Here is a 22,119-nt window from a genome sequence, read left to right as displayed (position 1 = left end):
TCATGGCTGACTAGGCATTATTTGCTATAGCGGACTAAATAGTCACTTTAAACTTAATCTCGTTAAACCAAGCGACAGTGTGATTTACCCTGTAACCAATTTAAGTACGTTTACGAAATATCACAATAATCACCGCAATAACGGCCAAAATCATACAGTACCAAGCATTAGACACTGCGGTTAATGGACTAATGGTAAACACCGAGGCAATTAATAATGCTTGGGCGCCATGCGGAATTAATCCCTGAATAATACATGCGAAGATATCTAAAATACTGGCAGCTCGTTTTGGCGATACGCCATGTTTTTCAGCAAGCTCTTTCGCAATGTCACCTGTGACCACTATTGATACTGTATTGTTAGCAACACAGGTATTCGTCGCGGCAACAATCGCTGCCATGCCTAACTCTGCTGCACGACTTGATGCTTCGCCATTAGCTTTTGAAAAACGGCTGATCAAGCCCTCAATTTGTTTACTGACAAAGGTTAATCCACCTTGCTGCTGCATTAACGCCGCTAAACCACCGACTAACATCGACAGAATAAAAATTTCCTGCATATTGGTAAAACCAGTATAAATATCATTACCAAATTGAATAACGCTATATTCTGAAGTCAGTACGCCTGTCATGCCTGCAAGTACAATCCCTAGCGACAACACCACAAAAACGTTTAAACCCACCACAGCTAATACCAGAATGGTTAAATACGGTAATACTTTTAAGATTTCAATGTCCTGAGCAGCAATATCCGCTTGCCCTTGACCGACAATCGAAAAAGCAATCAAGGTGAGGAGCGACGCTGGAATTGCAAACACTAAGTTTTCACGGAACTTGTCTTTCATTTCACAACCTTGAGTACGTGTTGCCGCAATCGTGGTATCTGAAATAATCGATAAATTGTCTCCAAATAATGCACCAGACATCACCGCACCCGCCATTAAGGCATAATCAATTTGTGCTTGGTCTGCAACACCTAATGCCACTGGTGCTACTGCTGCTATGGTGCCCATAGATGTGCCCATTGAAGTCGCTATAAAAGCAGCAATAACAAAGAAACCAGGCAATAGTAAATTTGATGGAATAAACGATAAACCAAGAGCAACGGTGGCATCAACGCCACCAGTGGCTTTAGCCACTGCAGCAAATGCGCCTGCCAATAAATAAATTAAACACATAGCAATAATATTGCTGTGGCCAATACCTTCAATAAAGGTTTCTATCGCACTGTTGATTTTCTGTTTCGATAACAGCACCGCCAACACAATGGCAGGTAAAATCGCAATCACACTAGGTAATTGATAGAACGCATAATCAACGCCCTGGCTTTGAAAATATAAGCCTGCGCCTATAAATAATCCTAAAAATAAAAATAATGGCAATAACGCCACAAACGATGCCGGGCTGTTTCCTGCCGTGGTAACTGATGAAGTAGCTTTGGTCAAAATGATCTCTCTTTATCTTAACGAATAGGGATTGTTGGATGAGAAAAGCGAGTACGACACAATCTCGGTCATCGGTGATTATTTAACAACACGTTCAACGGTGCTAAATATTGCAGTCACATCATAACAAGTTGTGCCAAGAATAAGAGAACTCTTCACCACTGTCAATCTAGACGTCTAGACTTCTTTGCTTCCGGAGTGTTTTTTATTCTAAAACCTGAAAACTGCTACAAATAATTTACATAACCATAATCAATTTATCTATTTAACTCTCTTTATTCACTAAAAAATTGATGTAAGTTAATCATAACCTAATGCCAATTTGTTACGCTGACAAGGATTCTCTAACTTATATAGAGGTGAGGCTATGGAACGTAAACCAGACAGAGTGAGCGCGATGAAGCAGCTCCTTGATCAAGTCAAAACCTCTTTGCCGCTTGATCAACCCGGTATATTTAGCTGTGGCCCAACCAACAACTGTGTGGGCTGCCCTAAAAAGTTGCTCGACCTTGTTGATGCAGAAATGAACTATTGGGACGCAGCCATTGCTCAAGGCGTTATACCTTCGTTTGGCGATATTAGTCGCTTTGGAAAACTGTGTAGAAATGTCAGTCGTGGTTTACAACGCAATGATATCCAGGGCCATCATTAACTAACCTAAACTAGAGATAACAAAAAGCCCACGAGCAAGTGGGCTTAATGCAGGTGCTTCAGGCTTATTCTTCAGCATCACCCAGTGACAATAATGTCGCATTACCACCAATCGCGGTAATGTTATTAGTACGCGTTTTTTCGGTCACAAAACGAGTTAAATAATGCGGGCCACCCGCTTTAGGACCGGTGCCCGATAAACCTTGACCACCAAATGGTTGCACGCCAACAACGGCGCCAATTTGGTTACGGTTAATGTACACGTTACCTACGTTTACTTTGTCAGCAAGCGACAGCGCATGGCCTTCATTACGGCTGTGAATACCTAAGGTTAACCCAAAACCTGTGCTGTTGATTTCATCAACCACTTTTGCCAAATCAGCCGCTTTATAACGAATAACATGCAAAATAGGACCAAAATGTTCTTTTTCGAGTAACTTAATAGAACTAATTTCAACGGCTGTAGGCGCTACAAAATGGCCGTTTTCAGTACCCGCTGGTAATTCAAGTTTATTAATTAACTTGCCGACCTGGCTGATATGATCAATGTGGGCATTCAAGTTTGCTTTGGCAGTGGCATCAATCACTGGTCCCACGTCAGTTTTAACTGAACTTGGGTTGCCAATCACTAATTGCTCCATGGCGCCTTTCATCACTTCAATCACGCGATCTGCAATATCTTCTTGTAAAAATAAGACTCGCAATGCCGAACAACGCTGACCAGCACTGGTGAACGATGAAGAAACTACGTCATTAACAACTTGCTCTGGTTGTGATGTTGAGTCCACAACCATGGCATTTTGACCACCGGTTTCAGCAATTAATGGAATAATTGCGCCATCACGGTTTGCCAAAGTGCGGTTAATCAATTTAGCGGTGCCAGTAGAGCCGGTAAAACACACACCGCCAATACGTTCATCTGCAGTGATTGCAGAACCAACAACAGCGCCAGTACCTGGTAAAAACTGTAATACATCGGTAGGAATACCGGCTTCATGCGCAAGTTGTACTGCACGATAACCGATTAAACAGGTTTGCTCCGCAGGCTTGGCAATAACAGTATTCCCCGCGGCAAGTGCTGCAGATACTTGGCCTAAGAAAATCGCCAACGGGAAGTTCCATGGACTAATACACACAAAAATTCCGCGGCCTTGTAAAAACAGTTCGTTCAACTCGCCTGTCGGGCCAGGAAGTAATTCAGGCTGAGCCATCATCTTCTTAGCTTGTACCGCGTAGTAACGACAAAAATCGACTGCTTCACGAACTTCATCAATGCCGTCTTGAATGCTCTTACCCGCTTCACGGGTACATAATACAATCAGCTCTTCACGATTTTCTTCCAATAAATCAGCTAATTTCTGTAGTGCATTCGCTCGAGTTTCAACAGGCGTACGAACCCAACTACCAAAAGCAGCATCTGCACCAGCAATGGCTTGCTCAATTGCGTTTGCATCTGCAAAAGCCACGGTACCGACGGTTAGCGAAGTATCATATGGGCTAACAACAGTTTGTACTTCACCCGTTAATGTTTTACCGTTTACCAATGGACCCGCGGTCCATTGAGTATCGCTATATTTATCCAGTGCAGCAAAAAATGGCTCTGACTCAGAAATAATGTTCATGTTTAATCCTTTAGAGTTCTTACGTTCTGCACCGAAAATATCAGCAGGTTTAACAATTTTTTGATTCGCTAACGACTTGTAACCTAATAGCGTCACCAATGGATGAACGACTAAGCTTTCAATCGGCGTATTAGGGTCGACCAGTTTATGCACAAATGAGGTATTGGCACCGTTTTCAAGTAAACGGCGTACTAAATACGGCAGTAAGTCTTTATGGGCGCCAATGGGGGCATAGATACGTACCGCTTTAGCACCGCTTTCTGCAAGCATAGTGTCGTAAAGCTCTTGCCCCATGCCGTGTAAACGTTGGAACTCATATATACGATTACCTGCCATCGCATCAATGCTGGCAACGGTTTGAGCGTTATGGGTGGCAAATTGTGGGTAAATCGCACCACGGGTGGCTTCAGACAGCAAATAACGTGCGCAAGCAAGATATGACACGTCAGTACCTGCTTTACGGGTATAGAGTGGGTAACCACGCTCACCCGCTTGTTGTGCCCATTTAAGCTCACTGTCCCAATAAGCACCTTTAACTAAACGCAGCGGAATTTCATCGCCTTGATCTTTAGCAAGACGCGTCAACCAACACAACACCGGTAAACAACGCTTAGAATAAGCTTGCACCACAATGCCTAATAAGCCCCAGCCTTTAGCGGCTTCTGACTGATAAAGCTGCTTAAATAACTTCAATGACAATTCAAGACGGTCAACTTCTTCAGCATCAATAGAAATACCAATGTTAAGTTCACGCGCTTGTACTATCAGCTTAATAACTGTGTCGTATAATTCACTTAATACACGATCCTCGTTAGCGACTTCATAACGAGGGTGCAAAGCAGATAGTTTGATTGATATGGTGGGTCTTGGTGAGTTCGCTTCATCGTATTGCTGTTCGCCTAAATCGCGAATAGCATTGCTGTAATCGTTAAAATACTTTTGCGCATCATTGGCGGTTAATGCTGCTTCACCTAACATGTCATAGCTATGGGTATAACCTAACTTACGTTTAGCTTCACTATTTTTAAGTGCTTCTTTAACGTCCTCACCTAACACAAATTGCTTACCCATGATCTTCATTGCTGCAAGCATGGCTTGGCGGATCATTGGCTCACCAACACGATTAACCAGACGTTTAAGTATATGACTTGGCGAACCGTCAGTATTACGATCTAACTTAACCAGTTTACCGGTCAGCATTAAGCCCCATGTTGAGGCGTTAACCAGTAATGACTCACTCTTATTAAGGTGTTCATCCCACTTGGCACCAGACAGTTTATCTTGGATAAGCGCATCCGCGGTTGCCGCGTCAGGAATACGTAACAAGGCTTCAGCCAAGCACATTAAGATAATGCCTTCTTTTGTTTCTAAGCTGTATTGCTGCAAAAATGCATCAATACCAACCATCAGGCCTTTTTTCTCAAACTGACGAACTTTGCTCACGAGCTCATGGGCGCGACGAGTCACTTGCTCAATGTCTTGTTCAGACGAAGGCACAAGCTTAATTAATTCAGACAGGTATTGCTCTTCATCGACAATGTAATTGTTGGTCACTGCAGTAAACAGTTCCTCAAGAGTGGCATTGTCGTAGCGGCCGTCCAGTACTTCACTCGCTTTGAACATAGTATTCGCTTCCATCTGGGTCAGGTTAAGGATGGTTATTATCGTTGTTGAATGGACATTGTATTCACGAATATTTTATTTTGTATACAATGTACGATCTGGTTTTTCGGCGATTATACATTCAAAATGTGAACTTGGACACTCAAGTTGAAAACTTGCTAATAATTGTTTGATTTTGTTCACTGAAATAGGTCAAAACAATGTGCTAGACAATTAACGCTGCAACAACAAAACACTGTTAACTACCTGTTAAATAACAACTATTACTAAATAAAAAATAAGAATAAATATGACTACATCTCATCATTAGCAAGGTAAAAAAAAAGGCCAACGTTTGAATAGTTGGCCTTTATACAATCAAATTAGTGACATAAGTCGTGTCATTATATTCCGAAAAATCTCATCTACATTGAGATGTTACATCCAACGGCTTTTCTTACGACGTTGCGGACGAGGTAAATACACCAATACAATACCAATCAATGCACCAATACCTGCAATTAACCCACCTTGCTGCCACATTTCATAACGTTGGTTATCAGCGGCTTGTTGCACCTTTGACTTAGCATCATCTCGCTCTTTAATCGCTTTAGTCAATGCAGCTCTTAACTCTGCCACCTTTTCATTAGACAATGTTAAAGACTCTTCGGTATTGTCAGTATTTTGAGTAATATTATTTAATTGCTCATTAGCTTGTTTTAGTTGTGCTTCCATTTCAGGAAAACGTTCACGAAAACTAGGCTGATCTGAAACTAAACTGGTTAATACCCAGCCTTCACGACCTTTATGATCAATGATTTGAGTAAAATCACCTTCAGTATTATCCAATAAAGTGACCGGCTGACCTGCTTCAACACTACCGATAATACGAAACTCTGTACCCGGTCCACCGTGAATATAGGTAAACACATCATCAGAAATAAAACGCGTTGGGGCTTGCGCTGCAAATACGCCACTTGGCGCAAGTAAAAATATAAGAATTGAAAGTACTCTTAACACGGTATTTATCCAAACTCAGAAAACTTATTGTCATGCTATTTATTAAATGCTCTGAATGCAAGAAGGAAGTCATATGACTTCCTTCTTTAATACATTCAGCGTTCACATTTCTGCTAATACTTCATTGCGTCTTAGTCAAATTAACTAAAGATGCTCTTAATAATGAAGAAGAACAAAATAGACAATGCTGCACCGGCTGGTAGAGTAATAACCCAAGACACAACAATGTTACGCACTACACCAATATTGATTGCTGCAATACCACGCGCCATGCCCACACCCAACACAGCACCCACTAATGTTTGCGTTGTCGAAATAGGTAAACCAGTACCAGAAGCAATAACCACGGTCGATGCGGCAGCTAATTCAGCTGCAAAACCACGGCTTGGGGTTAAATGAGTGATGTTTTTACCAATGGTTTGCATTACACGCTGACCAAAAATAGCCAGACCTAACACAATACCTACAGCACCAAGTGGTAAAATCCACCAGGCTAAAACAGCCTTAGCACCAATAACACCACCACTTTCAACCACTGAAACCACAGCAGCTAAAGGACCAATCGCATTAGCAACGTCGTTTGAACCATGGGCAAATGCCATACAACACGCAGTTACAACCATTAATATGGCAAATACTTTTTCAACATTACCATATTGGGTTTTTAGATCGGCTTTATCGCTCATTTTTAAACGACTAATAGCAATTTTACCTGCTAGACCGACGACGGCTGCAACCACAATTGCTAAAGCATATGCTTCAACTGTTGAAAAGTTTATGCCTACATGTGATAAGCCTTTAGTAATGGTCACAAGTGACATCACAAAACCGGCCAATGCCATGTAGAAAGGCACATAACGCTTAGCACTTGTTAACGGATCATCGGTATTAAAAATCAGCTTTTGCACACTTTGGAAAATGATATAAGCAATAAAACCTGAAATAGCAGGTGTCACTACCCAAGAACCAACAATACCGCCAACCTTACCCCATTCAACAGAGTCAGCACTAACACCCACTGCGGCAAAGCCAACAATAGCACCAATAATTGAATGCGTTGTCGAAACCGGCCAGCCTAACGCTGACGCTACAACTAACCAAATACCCGCAGCAAGTAATGAGGCAATCATGCCGTATACCAACAACTCAGGGACATCAGTAAAATAACTCGCGTCGATAATACCTTTACGAATTGTACTCGTGACTTCACCACCAGCTAAAAAAGCGCCGGCGAATTCAAAGATCATTGCAATAATAATCGCTTGTTTAATGGTAATGGCATTAGAACCTACAGAGGTTCCCATTGCATTGGCTACGTCGTTTGCACCAATGCCCCATGCCATCAAAAATCCAAATGCAGCCGCTATCATAATGAGCATAGGGCCGTTGGTGACTAATACATCAACCATGTTGTTTCCTTGATAACCTTTGTGATTAGTTACGAGCTAGCATCAGCTCTAGGCGGGAACCGACACGCTCAGCAATATCTGCTAAACCTCCAACCCATTCGATAATTTTGTACGTGAACATCACATCAATCGGATTCAATTCAGATTCTAATGCATACAACTGACGACGCACTTGAATCTGTAAATCATCAGAATCTTCTTCAATAAGATCTAATTCAGTGATCATTTTGGCAACTAACTCAACTTCACGACCACGGAAACCGGTTTCGAGTAAATCATCGAGTTCGTTAATAGCCCGCTTGGCTAGTGATACCGCATCTAAACAACGTTTGAGATAAGCACCAAAGGCATCTTGCATAGGCTGAGGAAGGACTAACTGACGGCCAATAATACGGCCAGAGATATCTTTTGCCTTGTTCGCGATTTTGTCCTGTTGAGTTAATAACTCAAGCAAGTCAGTTCGCTCAACAGGCATGAATAATCCACCAGGAAGAGTCAGGCGAATTTCACGTTTGAGTGAGTCAGCTTCTTTTTCAAGCAAACTAATTTGTTTACGTATCTTTATCGCTTCATCCCAGTCGCCTGAATTGGTTGCGTCAAAGAAAGGAACAAGAAGTGATGCACACTCATGTACTTTGTCGATATGTAGTTCTAAAGGCTTAAGAGGTGATTTTGCAAACACACCTAAAATAGAGTTTACTGGCATTGCCGTTTACCTATTTAATAAATTCCAGTTTGGAAAAAGCGGGCGCATGTTAACCCAAGCGTCCGCATAATGAAACTGTGTTTTTTAATTTCGTACGACAGTTTCTCTGTTATCGTTGCTCAGTATATATGATGCGAGCAACGCTATCCTAAGAGATTTTTATTACAACAATATGACATTATGAAGATAATGTGACGCATTAGTGAATATTTAATGACAAGGCAGACATAAAGTCAATGGACGCAGAAATAGAGTTAAAACTATTCATTCAACCACAACATCATGATTTATTAAAAAAAATATTGAATGAATACCCTAATTCGACCCCACAAGGGCAGAAAAAACTCACCAACGGATATTTCGATACCGACGATTTACAACTGCGTAGATGGGATATGGGCTTACGTGTAAGAGGTTTTGATAATCAACTCGAACAGACCATAAAAACGGCAGGACGTGTCGTAGGGGGGATCCATTCCCGTCCCGAATATAATGTCAACATTGATCAAAAAACACCGATCTTGTCACGTTTCCCCAAAGAAATTTGGCCAATAGGAAATGATCTCGACAAGGTATCAACATCGTTAACATGTATTTTTGAAACCAATTTTGAGCGTCAAACTTGGCATATATACCTCAATGATAGTCTCGTTGAGGTCGCATTAGATGTCGGTGAAATTATCGCTAATGATAAAGTTGACCCTATATGCGAACTCGAATTTGAATTACTCGCTGGTGATACTTCTGCCTTAGTAACATTAGCTATCGAAGTCGCTAAATCAGTTCCATTTCGCTTAGGGAAAGCAAGTAAAGCTCAGCGCGGCTATCAACTTGCAGGTAAATCAAAGCCGTTCACTATTGAACATATTGATTATGTCTCATTGCCTAAAAACAATAACATGCAGCAAGTCTTGAGCACATTATTAGAAACAGGTCTTGAGCGCTGGCAATTGATTGAAAATATATTAACGCTGCCAACGAGTGATGTTCATCAACAATCAGCCTTGTGGGGCGAATTACGCCACTGTGTGCGCTTACTCAGGCTCACCTTAAATCAATTTGGTTTATTAGATCAGCGCACCAGTCCATTATTCGATCATCTTGAGCAGGCTCTGGCATTTGTTAGCCCACTGCAAAGTTGTTGTTTACTATTACAAGACGATGCAAAACCACTTGCCAACATCAACAATAAAACCCTTGTTTGCCAACAACTAGAAAACCATATCAGCTTAATGTCTGTTTCAACTCAATTGGCCTCAATATGGCAACAACCTGAGTATGGTCAATTACAATTGGCATTAGTCGATTTACTATTAACAGCTGAAAGCGGCAAAAACCAGGGTCGTCATTATCCAGAATTAGGTTTATTTGCCAACCAACTACAGCAAGCCTCATGGAAGCGTATTGGAAAATCAATGCCGATAACCGCTGAAATGAACAGTATTGATTACCAACATGTTGCAGATGCTTTGGATGAAAGTATCTTAGTTGGGTTTGCTTATGGAGAAATGTATCCGGCTAAAAAGCGCGAGGCTTTTCGGGCACCATGGCAAGACTTAGCGTTAGGGATTAGTACGTTATCTGCATATAAAATATTAAGGCATTTGAGTGCACAGCATCAGCTTAATATTGAAGCTTGGTTAGACAATAAAGAAACCAGTTTATTGTTTGCCATGGAGCACTCACGAAAAAGTGCCTTAAAAGTCCCTATTTACTGGTAAGCGTGCATATTACCCATATAAATGGTTACACGCCCACATGTATTAGTGATGAATAGTAAAACAGGAAGATAATGATTATCTTCCTGTTTTACTAAGCAACTAATCTGTTAGCGTTAAGGCATTAATAGTCGCTTATTCTTTCGCAAAATACAGGTTACTTTGCCAAAGCCTGCTTAACACGTCGACCGTAATCAACATCCGCTTTAGTAAAATGATCCACCATTTTTTGTTGCACATCTAAGGTCGTTTGACTGAGTGTGCCCGCAATCGTTTCCACTAAACGATTTTTCTCTGCTTCACTAAAGATACGATATAGGTTACCAGCTTGGGTAAAGTCATCTTGGTTATAACGACTAAAACGTGCAACCTCTCCTGCTAAACGTAACGGTGGTTCTGCAAAACTTGCATTTTCAGTGAGTGGTGCAACGCTGTTAGGACCATAATTAACACTGGCATCACCACCGGTTTGGCTACCTTGATAAGAACACTGAGCTCCTGCCATAGCACCAGCACGTTGATGATGGTTGGCTTTAGCGGCATGCGGACAGTTAACCGGTAACTGATTGTAGTTAGTACCAATACGGTAACGCTGAGCATCTGCATATGAAAACAAACGTGCTTGCAGCATTTTGTCTGGCGATGCACCCACACCGGGCACTAAGTTACTTGGTGCTAATGCCACTTGTTCAACTTCAGCAAAGTAGTTTTGTGGTAAGCGGTTTAGCTCAAGTTCACCCACTTCAATCAACGGATAATCACTGTGCGGCCATACTTTAGTCAAATCAAAAGGATTAATGGCGTAAGTATTGGCATCAGCTTCTGGCATAATCTGTACATTTACAGTCCAGCGCGGAAAGTTAGCATCATTAATTGCTGCCACCATGTCGCGTTGTGATGAATCAGGATCTATCCCTTTTAATATATCTGCTTGTTCGCCGGTTAAATTCACCACGCCTTGCTGTGATTTAAAGTGAAACTTAACCCAAAAACGTTCCCCCTGAGCATTCCAGAACGAAAACGTATGCGAACCGTAACCGTGCATTTGTCTGTAGTTAGCCGGAATACCACGGTCTGACATCAAAATAGTCACTTGATGCATCGACTCTGGATTGAGTGCCCAGAAGTCCCACATTGCTTGGGGATCTTTCAAATTAGTTTGTGGGTGACGTTTTTGGGTATGAATAAAGTCAGGAAACTTAATACCATCACGGATAAAGAATGTTGGCGTGTTATTACCGACAATATCATGATTACCACGAGCAGTATAAAAACGTAGCCCAAAACCGCGTGGATCACGCTCTGCATCAGCTGAGCCCATCTCTCCGCCTACCGTAGAGAATCGCATGAATGTTTCAGTCTGCTTGCCTACACCATTAAAATGATCCGCTATGGTAAATTCACTTAAATCTTTAGTTAGTGTAAATGTACCGTATACACCGGTTCCTTTAGCATGCACAACACGCTCTGGAATACGTTCACGGTTAAAATGAGCAAGCTTCTCAATTAAATGCCAATCTTGTAAAAGCAGTGGTCCACGCTCACCAGCTGACATTGAGTTTTGGTCGTCTGCTACTGGTGCGCCATTTTGGCTAGTTAAATAGTTAGTTTGATTCATTTGTTGCTCCTATGCGCGGTCTACTAACCACTGCTCTATTAAGTCATAAACTGTTGCCATGATGATTTTCCTCACTCAACTCATCATTCGATGGACACATAATAGGAGTACAATAGAATTATTAAAAACGATTAAAATAGATAACGTTAAAAGTAAAAGGCGATTAGAGAATTTATCAATGATTGATAGAACAGATTACGCTTAAAATACAGGCAATAAAAAAGCCAAAATCTTCATTTTGACTTTAACAATAAACAGATTAATTACTCTGTTGGTGGGGGCGGATCTCGATATAACTTAACCAAGTAATAAGCATCAATGAGCACAATAAAAAAGTTAACCAGTGCCACAGGAATAGCATCAATCGCGAGACCATATGCCACGAATAACCCAGCACCAATTAAATTCCACCAGCGTAGTTTTTTAATGTCTGACATCATCAGCGAAATAGCCACAACGACAGAGGCTAAATACCCTACCCATTCCCAGATGTTGATACTGTCCATGGATTTTCCTTATTTTGATATGCCTACATCTAATGCAAGCGAGTAACAACCTTAAGCTAGCGTGAGTCAGTGAATGAAATCACCTTATTGCTTAACGCATCTGTTTTTACATTCAAACAAGCAAAACGCCTTATATGCATAATACCGAATCAACAAAATTAAAACGTTGGTCTATCGCTGATTATAAGGCCTATTTATTACTAGAATTCTAGTATCTATAATAGCTTATCGCTCTACAACTGCTGCCGTCATTCTTGAAATACAACAAAGCTCACCCGCACTGTTACGAATAAGAACTTCCCAAACCGAACTGCGTTTACCTAAATGCACAGGTTTAGCTGTTGCCGTTAACTCACCATTACGTGACGCTTTTAAATGATTGGCGTTGATTTCTTGGCCGACACAATAATAACGGGTAAAGTCGACTACAAAGTTGGCGGCATAACTGGCTACTGTTTCCGCTAAAGCGACGTTTGCACCGCCGTGAACTATCCCTAATGGATTATGTACAGCTGGATTAGCAGGCATAGTGGCAACCATATAATCATCACCAATTTCGGTAATCTTAATCCCTAATGTTTGCATTAAGGTGCCCTTTCCGTGCATCCCAGCATCTAAGCGAGCACAATCTTCTAAAGTGACAGTGTTAAACCAAATACTCATTCTTAATATCCATCATTATCATTATTAGAAAATTCAGTGTACTGATTACCTTACCTTTTTGAAAGAGAAACGCGATCAATAACAGTAGCCCATTAAAAAGGAGCCTAAGCTCCTTTTATTGTTATTAAATAAATTTATATGTACGTTAACTCACTAATTCACAATGGCTTTGATAGGTTTGTGCCCAACGCAATAACTCAACTCGGTTACGAGACTCCGTTTTACGGAAAATTGATGAGATATGTGCTTTAACAGTATGTTCACTAATACACAGGCGCTGAGCAATTTCTTTATTACGCGCGCCGCTAGAGACAAGCTGAATAATGGTTCTCTCTCGGCTGGTCAATCTTTGGAGGATGGCAACAGTATCGGCTGGGATTTCAGCACTGGTATCTAACTGCTGGACTAAACGTCTAAAAATTTTACTGATCAATGGACGGTCATACCACAATTCGTCAGAAACCATTTTACGCAAACCAGTCAGCATTAAATCCATGCGTTGGTCACTGTATAATAAACCCCGCACCCCCAGGAGCAATGCAGACTCTTGATCAAGTGATCCACGTTCAACTTGGTATAATGCTACAGGGACATGCTCAACTAAACGCGATACCAACAACGGAATGCCCTTACTGTCTAAGGCCGCACCTTTTTGTGAAACAAGATAAAAGTTGTTGGATTTTTTTTCTAACTCAAGCTCAGCAGCGTGCTTTACAATTCGAGTTTTTAAACCGATAGATTCTGCCAAAATAGCTAAATGGCAAGGTGCTGCGATTTGGTGCAAAAACACCAACTCATCAATATTTGAACTCATCACTCTTCTCCCTGAAAAGTACATTATTGCTCAACATACCTTGAGCACATCCTGAGGCTATATACTATACGTAAATGAAATACGTTTACTAGCCTTCAGAACTAGGTTGAGCAGATAGTTTACTTTTTGTCGTTATATTAGAGCATGTGCTTTATTTATTCGTTAACCGCGTTACTTGATAAATCGACTCGCCAAAATAATGGATAATCATGGTAAGTCGGTCACTATCAATCACGATTTTTATAATGAAAACCTTCCTATACAGCAAGCATAGTAAAAATTTGCTAGTTATTATGACTATTATGTAAGTCTAAAGTATGAATAGTAAATTTGACTGACTTTGCGTAGACTTTATCACTAACTCAAGACTGATAAGCTCATACTTTCAATTCGCTCAACATCATCAATTTATCATCAATGCTAGCAGCCAAATTTACACATTTTATGGAAGAATAAGCTAAGTGAGCCCTATGATGCAGACGGCTGGTTAAGCGCCATTTTGGTCGCTATTTGTTTATTATGAAGAGACGATAACAACAGTAAGCCACATACCCCACCAATTAACGCTAAAAACATGTCAGATTGAGTATCCCAAACATATCCTTGAGTACCTAAAAATGCCTCGGCATTTTCACCCGTAGCAATGGCAACCCACCATTCAACTAATTCATAAAAAGCTGAAAATGCCAACACAAAACATACTGCTAAAAACTGACACCAGGCACCAATTTGCATCACCTGCTTACGAATAAATATTTCGCGAGCTAATATCACCGGAATAAATCCCTGAGCAAAATGGCCGACTTTATCGTAGTTATTGCGTTCGCTGCCCATCACTTGTGCTAACCAGTCAAATAACGGCACTTCGGCATAGGTATAACGCGCACCCACAAATAATACACAGCAATGCACTAAAATAAGTGCATAAGCTAACGTGGTCAGCGGAAAGCTTTTACGACTAAAAAATAAAATAGGTAATGCGATTAACGCTGGTATAGCTTCTAACCACCAAGTGAACATATCTTTAGGTGCGCTAACTGACCACAACAGTACTAATAGATAAATCCCTATCCATATAACCTTATTCTTCATCTTAATTCTCTCCATGAGATATTGTTCTCAAATTAGAATATAAACTTTAGCCATCTAGCCCTCTACAAGCGCTTAAAAAAGTGCTACTTTGATAATGCGCCGGAAGTCCGCATTTATATCATAACTATTAGTATAAGCATTAGTATAACCATTAGCTTAAGCACCATTTAATGATAAGAGGGTACCCATATCATGGCGAAACACTCGCTTGACAAGGATAAGATCAAAATCCTGCTGTTGGAGGGCGTCCACCAAACTGCGGTCGATGTACTAGAACGTGCAGGTTATACCAACATTGAATACCATAAAGCCTCGTTAGGCGAAGAGGCTTTGCTTGCATCAATTAAAGATGCTCACTTCGTTGGATTACGCTCCCGCACCCAGCTTACTGCGGAAGTACTGCATCATGCAGAAAAGTTGGTTGCGATTGGTTGTTTTTGTATTGGTACCAACCAAGTCGATTTAGCCTCGGCTGAGAAACTGGGCATTCCAGTTTTCAACGCTCCTTTCTCCAACACGCGCAGTGTTGCTGAATTGGTGATTGGTGAAATCATCATGCTGATGCGTGGCATTCCACAGCGCAATGCCATGTCACATCGTGGCGGTTGGTTGAAGAGTGCTAATGGCAGTGTTGAAGTCCGTGGTAAAACTTTAGGTGTGATTGGTTATGGTCATATTGGTACTCAATTGGGTATTTTGGCTGAAACCTTAGGCATGAGAGTAATTTTCTTCGATATTGAAGATAAGTTACCGTTAGGCAATGCCTCTCAAGTTCACTCTATGGACAAGTTATTGGCTCAAGCGGACGTTGTCAGTCTGCATGTACCAGAAACACCGCAAACTAAAGATATGTTCGCTAAAGCTGAATTTGCTCAAATGCGTCAAGGCAGTTTCTTTATCAATGCTTCTCGCGGAACCGTAGTTGATATTGAAGACTTAGCCAATGCACTGAAGTCAGAACATCTTGCGGGTGCAGCGATTGACGTATTCCCTGTTGAACCTAAGTCGAATGATGATGAATTCATCTCTCCACTACGCGGCTTAGACAATGTATTACTCACACCGCACATTGGTGGCAGTACTGCTGAAGCACAGGAAAACATCGGCGTAGAAGTGGCAGGTAAGCTGGTCAAATACTCAGACAACGGCTCGACTCTGTCTGCGGTTAATTTCCCTGAAGTGTCTTTAGCGCAACATAGTGGCACCTCACGCTTATTGCACATTCACCAAAACCGTCCTGGTGTATTGATTAAAATTAACCAAGCGTTTTCTGAAAAAGGCATTAACATTGCTGCTCAGTACTTACAAACTACCGCTGAAATTGGTTACGTGGTAATGGAAGTAGATTCAGATCAAGCTGAAGAAGCATTAGTTGAATTAAAGTCTATTGAAGGCACTATCCGTGCGCGGGTATTGTTTTAAACTGACTTATATTTTATAAGCAATTAACTTGAGTTAATTGTCTTCCTAAAAAAGCTACCTTGTCCACAAGGTAGCTTTTTTATTAGCTTTAAAACCATAGCCCCCTGTTGAGTATTCTATTAATCCGTTACACTCCAAACCATACCGTCTTATTCACACGTTAGGGATAGTTATGACCATTTCAGTAAACCAGCCAGATTGGGATTTTATCGCCACGTCTCCTGAATTAATGTTATCAAGTTTGACGCATATGGGGTTAATCGAAATCACCGGTGAGCAAGGGCGCAGTTTCATTCATGGCCAAGTCACCACAGATATTACCTCCCTTGGCACAAACGAGTGGAAATGGGGTGCTCATTGCGACCCTAAAGGTAAAATGCTCGCCAGTTTCCGTACGTTTTCAATCGGCGATAGCTTATTTATGTTACTGCCGAAAAGTACTTTAAGCTTAGATTTACCCCAGTTACAAAAATACGCTGTATTCAGTAAAGCCGAACTCGCAGATGTCAGTAATAATTATCAAATAATTGGTATTGCCGGATCACAAGCACAAGCCTTTGCAACTGAAAACTTTGGCGATGTATCGCAAGCAATTAATCTTGTAGAGCAAGGTGTAATTATTCGTGATGGCGAACGTTTTATTGCCATTATTAATAATGCGGCAGCAGAAACCATCATCAGCCAATCGGGACAAACATTGATTGATGCCAGTGCATGGCAAGCATTAGAAATTAAAGCCGGCTATCCAAACATAGATGCAGCTCATTCCGGCCAGTACGTAGCGCAAATGTGCAACCTGCAAGCCATTAATGGTATTAGCTTTACCAAAGGCTGTTACATGGGCCAAGAAACCATTGCCAGAATGAAATATCGCGGAGGCAATAAACGTGCATTGTATATTATATCTGGCACCACCAAGCAAACCATCAGCACTGATACTCAATTAGAAATTGCCCTTGAAGACGGTTTCCGTCGTGGTGGCAATATCATTGAATGCGTCCAATATGGCGATAAAGTATTACTGACAGCTGTATTGCCAAATGATACCGAAAACACGGCGCAACTTCGTATTGCCGGTGATGAAAGCTCACAATTATCTATTATCGAGTTACCGTATTCTTTAGCAGATGCTTAATTAATTTGAGTGATACATTGACTAAGCGAGCCATTGGCTCGCTTTTTTTATTTTTGAACATTTGCGCTTCATATCACGTATATTATTGATAATATTACTCTGTTGATGCAGTAATTCTATTAAGCCTATACGTTATGGAGCGACTATGACCACTATCGTCACCTTAGAAAACATGAGTAAAGGGTTTCGCGATGGCGAGTCATTCCATTCGGTGCTTAACAATGTCAGCCTAACACTGCAACAAGGCCAAACGATTGCGTTAACAGGCCCTAGTGGCAGTGGTAAAAGTACCTTACTGAATATTATTGGTGGCTTTGAAACGATTGACAGCGGCGACATGTTAATCCGCCAAACAGGCAACATGCATTCGGTGACAAAGTGGCAAGATAAACAATGGAGCCATTATCGACGTCAGTCACTCGGGGTAATATTTCAACAGTTTAACTTGCTCACCCCATTAAATGTGCGTGACAACATTCAGTTTTCACTGGCGCTTAATCAGTTAGCGTGGAGCCCTTGGTGTGATGAACTTTGCCACCAGCTTGGCTTAACACCATTGCTAGCTCGTAACGTCGAAAACCTATCCGGTGGGCAACAACAGCGGGTGGCCATTGCGAGGGCACTCGCTCATAAACCACAACTCATATTAGCCGACGAACCGACAGGTAATCTTGATCAACATGCCGGATTACAAGTCATGAAACTGCTAACCGAACTCGCTCAACAAGCCAACTGCTGTATCTTAATGGTGACCCATAGCGAACAATGCGCCGCTTTTATGCAGCATCGCTGGCACGTCGAAAATCAGCAGATTGTGATTAACCCTGCTGACATGACATTGCAAGGTTAAGCCCATGATGACTCACTCTTCATCATACTTATCCTCAATTAAGCGTTTAAGATTATGCTTGCAGCTGTTTGCCAGCCATTATCGTCACGCCCCATTGCAAGCTAGCGCAATTTTATTGGGCATCATGCTGGCGGTAACGTTATTGATTGGCGTATACGCCACTAACGAAAACGCTAAACAAAGCTATGGCAATGTATCCGAACTCATGAGCCAACAAGCTCGACTATCGATTAGTCACCGCACTGAGGACAGCATTGATGAGTCGGTTTATTTTGCGTTAGCCAATGCAGGATTCAACACCATCGCCAGCATTGAAGGAATTGCAACCGATGAACAAGGCAGGCTATGGCGAGTTAATAGTAGTGATGTAGTCGCCGCGATTACCAGCAGTATGCAACTACAGCAATCGGGTACTAGCTCATCGATAACAGCGACGCATATTCCGTTAGCAGAACTACTGGCAGGCAAACCTAAAGTGCTAATGTCGACAAGCCAGCGCGAACGCATGAGTAAAGTGACTAACAACACTGACCGCATAATACTTAATGGTATGCCTGTTGAATTTGTTGCCATTGACGATTCATGGGGACTTGGTTCTGCTATTTTGGCCGATATCTCACTCGCTCAACCTATGCTGAATATGCAGGGTAAATTAAGTTACATTGCCGTATTTGATTCCCCCTCCGCAGATACAAATATCTCAGACGCAAACGAATCAGAAACAGATGCGCAACTAATCGCTCGATTAACGCATACCTTAACCCAAGCAGGGATTGTTCCCACCAAGCTGAACTTCACCACCCAAACAAGTGAAGGCGAATCACTTACCGCCCTCACTGCCAGCTTTCATCTTAATCTTGATGCCATGAGTATGTTGGCTTTTGTGGTCGGCTTATTTATCGCTTATAACGGGGTTCGTTATAGCTTAATGAAGCGTCAAAAATTGCTAGTGCAAATCATGCAGCAAGGGCTCGATAGACGCACCATCATGCTAGCCCTAAGCATTGAAATAATCTGCTTAGTGTTTATCGGTTGTGTATTAGGTTTTATTGTCGGACTGCAATTATCGCAATGGTTACAACCTATGGTCGCGATGACTCTTGAGCAGCTATATGGTGCTAAATTGTTACCGGGAAACTGGCAGTGGCAATGGTTTGCACAAGCGCTCGTATTAACCCTGTCTGCAGCCTTTGCTGCTTGTATTCCAATGCTAATAAACCTTATTAACACCCCACTTGCACAAGGGGCTCAAAAGCAGCCACAAAGCCGACAGTTAAGTATTATTCATTGGCGACAATTCATTATTGCGGCATTGCTACTTTTGGTTTGCACTATCGCGTTTGCGTTTACTGAACAATATCGCCATAGCTTAATATTACTAGGCGTACTCTCGGTCGCGATTCCATTACTGTTACCACAATGTCTGCATTGGGCGGTTAACTTACTCAGTCCTTTTATGCCTAAAGGGTTGTGGCATTATGTGATTGCCGAAACCAAAGAGATTATTGCCCCACTCGCTCTGGCGATGATGGCTATGCTGCTAGCTTTGTGTGCCAACATTGCCATGAATACCTTAGTGGGTAGTTTTGAAATCACCTTAAAAAAGTGGCTCGATGCCCGTTTGCATGCAGACTTATACATTAGACCCAACCCAAACCAAATCGATACATTAACGCTATTATTAAAACAAGACCCCAAGGTTGAGGCTATTTATGAGCAATGGACTGTCGATAGCCATCTTAATCGAGCTGAAACACCGCAAACACAAGTGCCAATTCATTTAGTCAGTCGTGACCATTTGTCGTTAACTGAAACAACCGTGTTTAAAACCACTGCCGATGATTTTTGGACAACCTTCACAGCAGGTGAAAGCCTGATGATCAGTGAGCCATTATCGATAAAATACCAACTCGATATAGGCGATAAAGTTCAACTATCGCAACTTGATCAACACATCATGACGATTGGCGGTATTTATTACGATTATGGTAATCCCCAAGGCGAAGCGATTATCACTCAGTCTTTATGGCAGCAATCTCAATTACCAGCAAAACCCATTAGCCTGGCAGTGTCTTATCAAGGCGATATTACCCCGCTACAAAACAGTATTAGCCAACAGCTCAACTTGTCTTCAGCCTATATGTACAGTCAACAGCGGATTAAAACAGAAGCGATTAATATGTTTAACAAAACATTTTCGATCACTGTGGTACTCAACAGTTTGACCTTACTGGTGGCGGCAATCGGCTTATTCAGTGCCTGTATAATGCTAACGCAAGCGAGGCAAGCGCCATTAGCCCGCTTGTATGCTCTAGGTGTTAGCCGTAATCAATTACGGATGATGGTGTTAGTACAAATGCTATTTATCGTATTTTTGACCTGCTTTCTCGCGTTACCGACAGGCGCGTTACTGGGTTATTTATTAATTCATAAAGTCACATTACAAGCATTTGGCTGGAGCATCGCCATGGTCTGGGATTGGGCTGCATATGCTCAAGTGGTGATCATTGCTGTAGTCAGTTGTTTACTGGCAGTGTGTTTACCTTTGTATTGGCAAACCAGAAAACCCTTGATATCAAGTTTGCAACAGGAAGCGCTATGATCTCTGTTACCTTTAAAGGCATATACTCCATCGCTTTCAAGTTTGTATTACATACCAAGTTTACAACACGGCAAACACAATGGATGCTCCTTTTAGCATTGCCTCTGTGTGCAATGTTAACAGCCTGCTCACCTGCGCAAGATAGCGTCACAAAAGAGTCAACAATTAGTAGCATGTCATCTGCATCAGCTGAAGGTTATAGCGAAGTCACTCAAGGTAAAACCTTACACTTTCCACAAGACCATTTAGCGCACGATGACTTTAAAATTGAGTGGTGGTATTTAACCGCAAACCTGACCACGGCTGCAGGTGAAGATGTTGGCGTGCAATGGACTCAATTTCGCATTGGAATGACACCACCTCAAAAATCGACAGTTGCCACCAATGACTGGGAAACAAATCAGCTTTACATGGCTCATGCCGCTGTAACCACATCAAATGAACATTTATTAGCTGAGAAATGGTCACGAGGGCACCCGCAACTTGCAGGTGTAAAATCGCAACCGTTTGAAGTGCATCTGCAAAACTGGCAATGGTTAGGTCAGTCTGACAGTCTTTTTCCGGCAACATTAAATGTGGCTAGTGATCAGTTTAGTTATCAATTACAGCTAAATAGTCAGCAACCGCTGCAATTACAAGGTGATAAAGGTTATAGCAGCAAAAGTGCAGACCAAAGCGTAGCGTCTTACTATTACAGCCAGCCTTTTATCGACGTAACAGGTCAAATAACTCGTCATGGCGTAACAGAACTAGTCAGCGGTAAAGCTTGGCTTGACCGCGAATGGAGTTCACAATTTTTAACCAAAGCCCAGCAAGGTTGGGACTGGTTTTCACTGCGTTTAGACGACAATTCAACGCTAATGGCATTTAGACTGCGCGGCGAAAATGACCAAGCACACTTTTACAGTGCCAGAAGGATGTTTACTGATGGTAGTGGCCACAATATTAATAGCCGAGACAACCCTGGTGATATTGATATGCAACCCACTCAGTGGCAACAAACCGCATTAGGCAATCATCCTATTGCATGGCGAATTAAGATTAATAGTGAAGCCATCGACGTCACGACCCAAGCTGTTAACCCTAACAGCGACATGCCAGTATCTACGTCATATTGGGAAGGCCCCATTACGATTAAAGGCAGTCACCAAGGTCAAGGTTACATGGAGCTTACTGGTTACTAGGTCTGCTGGTCATTTAAGTTGAATGTTGCACCAAGATTCGCTCAAAGGTTTTCTCGAAGAC

General features: G+C 41.8%; 17 protein-coding genes. 7 read left to right on the top strand and 10 right to left on the bottom strand.

Annotated features, from left to right (window positions below):
- Window positions 1–100 precede the first annotated feature (100 nt).
- The gene (locus SFRI_RS02930) at window positions 101–1,444 is read right to left on the bottom strand and encodes a Na+/H+ antiporter NhaC family protein (protein WP_011636058.1); all 1,344 of its coding nucleotides are present in this window, start codon (window positions 1,442–1,444) and stop codon (window positions 101–103) included.
- Window positions 1,445–1,811: 367 nt separating this feature from the next.
- Here SFRI_RS02930 and SFRI_RS02925 point away from each other — a divergent pair, with 367 nt between their 5' ends.
- The gene (locus SFRI_RS02925) at window positions 1,812–2,096 is read left to right on the top strand and encodes a hypothetical protein (protein ID WP_011636057.1); all 285 of its coding nucleotides are present in this window, start codon (window positions 1,812–1,814) and stop codon (window positions 2,094–2,096) included.
- A gap of 64 nt (window positions 2,097–2,160) precedes the next feature.
- Here the strand turns inward: SFRI_RS02925 and putA are convergent, their stop codons facing one another.
- From putA to SFRI_RS02905, 4 genes are all read right to left on the bottom strand, one after another.
- Window positions 2,161–5,355: a bifunctional proline dehydrogenase/L-glutamate gamma-semialdehyde dehydrogenase PutA gene (gene putA / locus SFRI_RS02920; RefSeq protein ID WP_011636056.1), complete on the bottom strand. Its 3,195-nt coding sequence runs from the start codon at window positions 5,353–5,355 to the stop codon at window positions 2,161–2,163.
- A 402-nt stretch (window positions 5,356–5,757) separates the two neighbouring features.
- Window positions 5,758–6,339 (bottom strand): TIGR04211 family SH3 domain-containing protein, encoded by a 582-nt coding sequence (locus SFRI_RS02915; protein ID WP_011636055.1) that lies wholly within the window; start codon window positions 6,337–6,339, stop codon window positions 5,758–5,760.
- 140 nt (window positions 6,340–6,479) lie between these two features.
- Window positions 6,480–7,748: an inorganic phosphate transporter gene (locus tag SFRI_RS02910; RefSeq protein WP_011636054.1), complete on the bottom strand. Its 1,269-nt coding sequence runs from the start codon at window positions 7,746–7,748 to the stop codon at window positions 6,480–6,482.
- A 25-nt stretch (window positions 7,749–7,773) separates the two neighbouring features.
- The gene (locus tag SFRI_RS02905) at window positions 7,774–8,454 is read right to left on the bottom strand and encodes a TIGR00153 family protein (RefSeq protein WP_011636053.1); all 681 of its coding nucleotides are present in this window, start codon (window positions 8,452–8,454) and stop codon (window positions 7,774–7,776) included.
- Between the two features lie 236 nt (window positions 8,455–8,690).
- Here SFRI_RS02905 and SFRI_RS02900 point away from each other — a divergent pair, with 236 nt between their 5' ends.
- Window positions 8,691–10,175, top strand: a complete 1,485-nt coding sequence (locus tag SFRI_RS02900; protein ID WP_011636052.1) for a CYTH domain-containing protein — start codon at window positions 8,691–8,693, stop codon at window positions 10,173–10,175.
- 154 nt (window positions 10,176–10,329) lie between these two features.
- Here SFRI_RS02900 and katB read toward each other — a convergent pair whose 3' ends face one another.
- From katB to SFRI_RS02875, 5 genes are all read right to left on the bottom strand, one after another.
- A complete protein-coding gene (gene katB, locus SFRI_RS02895) occupies window positions 10,330–11,790 on the bottom strand; it encodes a catalase KatB (RefSeq protein ID WP_011636051.1) in 1,461 nt (486 codons plus the stop codon).
- Between the two features lie 263 nt (window positions 11,791–12,053).
- The gene (locus tag SFRI_RS02890; RefSeq protein WP_011636050.1) at window positions 12,054–12,296 is read right to left on the bottom strand and encodes a YgjV family protein; all 243 of its coding nucleotides are present in this window, start codon (window positions 12,294–12,296) and stop codon (window positions 12,054–12,056) included.
- A 225-nt stretch (window positions 12,297–12,521) separates the two neighbouring features.
- The gene (locus tag SFRI_RS02885) at window positions 12,522–12,959 is read right to left on the bottom strand and encodes a PaaI family thioesterase (protein ID WP_011636049.1); all 438 of its coding nucleotides are present in this window, start codon (window positions 12,957–12,959) and stop codon (window positions 12,522–12,524) included.
- 145 nt (window positions 12,960–13,104) lie between these two features.
- Entirely contained in the window at window positions 13,105–13,773 is a 669-nt protein-coding gene (locus tag SFRI_RS02880) for a helix-turn-helix transcriptional regulator (RefSeq protein ID WP_011636048.1), read from the bottom strand.
- A 468-nt stretch (window positions 13,774–14,241) separates the two neighbouring features.
- On the bottom strand, window positions 14,242–14,865 hold the full coding sequence (locus SFRI_RS02875) for a DUF2238 domain-containing protein (RefSeq protein WP_011636047.1): 624 nt from the start codon (window positions 14,863–14,865) through the stop codon (window positions 14,242–14,244).
- Between the two features lie 192 nt (window positions 14,866–15,057).
- On the opposite strand from SFRI_RS02875, the gene serA reads away from it, so the two are divergent.
- The 5 genes from serA (at window position 15,058) to SFRI_RS02850 (ending at window position 22,058) form a co-directional block, all read left to right on the top strand.
- Entirely contained in the window at window positions 15,058–16,287 is a 1,230-nt protein-coding gene (gene serA / locus SFRI_RS02870) for a phosphoglycerate dehydrogenase (RefSeq protein ID WP_011636046.1), read from the top strand.
- 172 nt (window positions 16,288–16,459) lie between these two features.
- The gene (ygfZ, locus tag SFRI_RS02865) at window positions 16,460–17,422 is read left to right on the top strand and encodes a tRNA-modifying protein YgfZ (RefSeq protein ID WP_011636045.1); all 963 of its coding nucleotides are present in this window, start codon (window positions 16,460–16,462) and stop codon (window positions 17,420–17,422) included.
- Window positions 17,423–17,567: 145 nt separating this feature from the next.
- Window positions 17,568–18,272 (top strand): ABC transporter ATP-binding protein, encoded by a 705-nt coding sequence (locus SFRI_RS02860; protein WP_011636044.1) that lies wholly within the window; start codon window positions 17,568–17,570, stop codon window positions 18,270–18,272.
- 4 nt (window positions 18,273–18,276) lie between these two features.
- Window positions 18,277–20,874, top strand: coding sequence for an ABC transporter permease (locus tag SFRI_RS02855; protein ID WP_011636043.1), 2,598 nt, complete (start codon window positions 18,277–18,279; stop codon window positions 20,872–20,874).
- Window positions 20,871–22,058, top strand: coding sequence for a lipocalin-like domain-containing protein (locus SFRI_RS02850; RefSeq protein WP_011636042.1), 1,188 nt, complete (start codon window positions 20,871–20,873; stop codon window positions 22,056–22,058). Before SFRI_RS02855 ends, SFRI_RS02850 begins: the two co-directional genes overlap by 4 nt.
- Window positions 22,059–22,119: the final 61 nt, after the last annotated feature.

It is taken from the genome of Shewanella frigidimarina NCIMB 400, from assembly GCF_000014705.1.
GTDB classification, from domain to species: domain Bacteria; phylum Pseudomonadota; class Gammaproteobacteria; order Enterobacterales; family Shewanellaceae; genus Shewanella; species Shewanella frigidimarina.
Note: the sequence above shows the minus strand (reverse complement) of the source record. Positions and strands in the feature narration are given on the sequence as shown.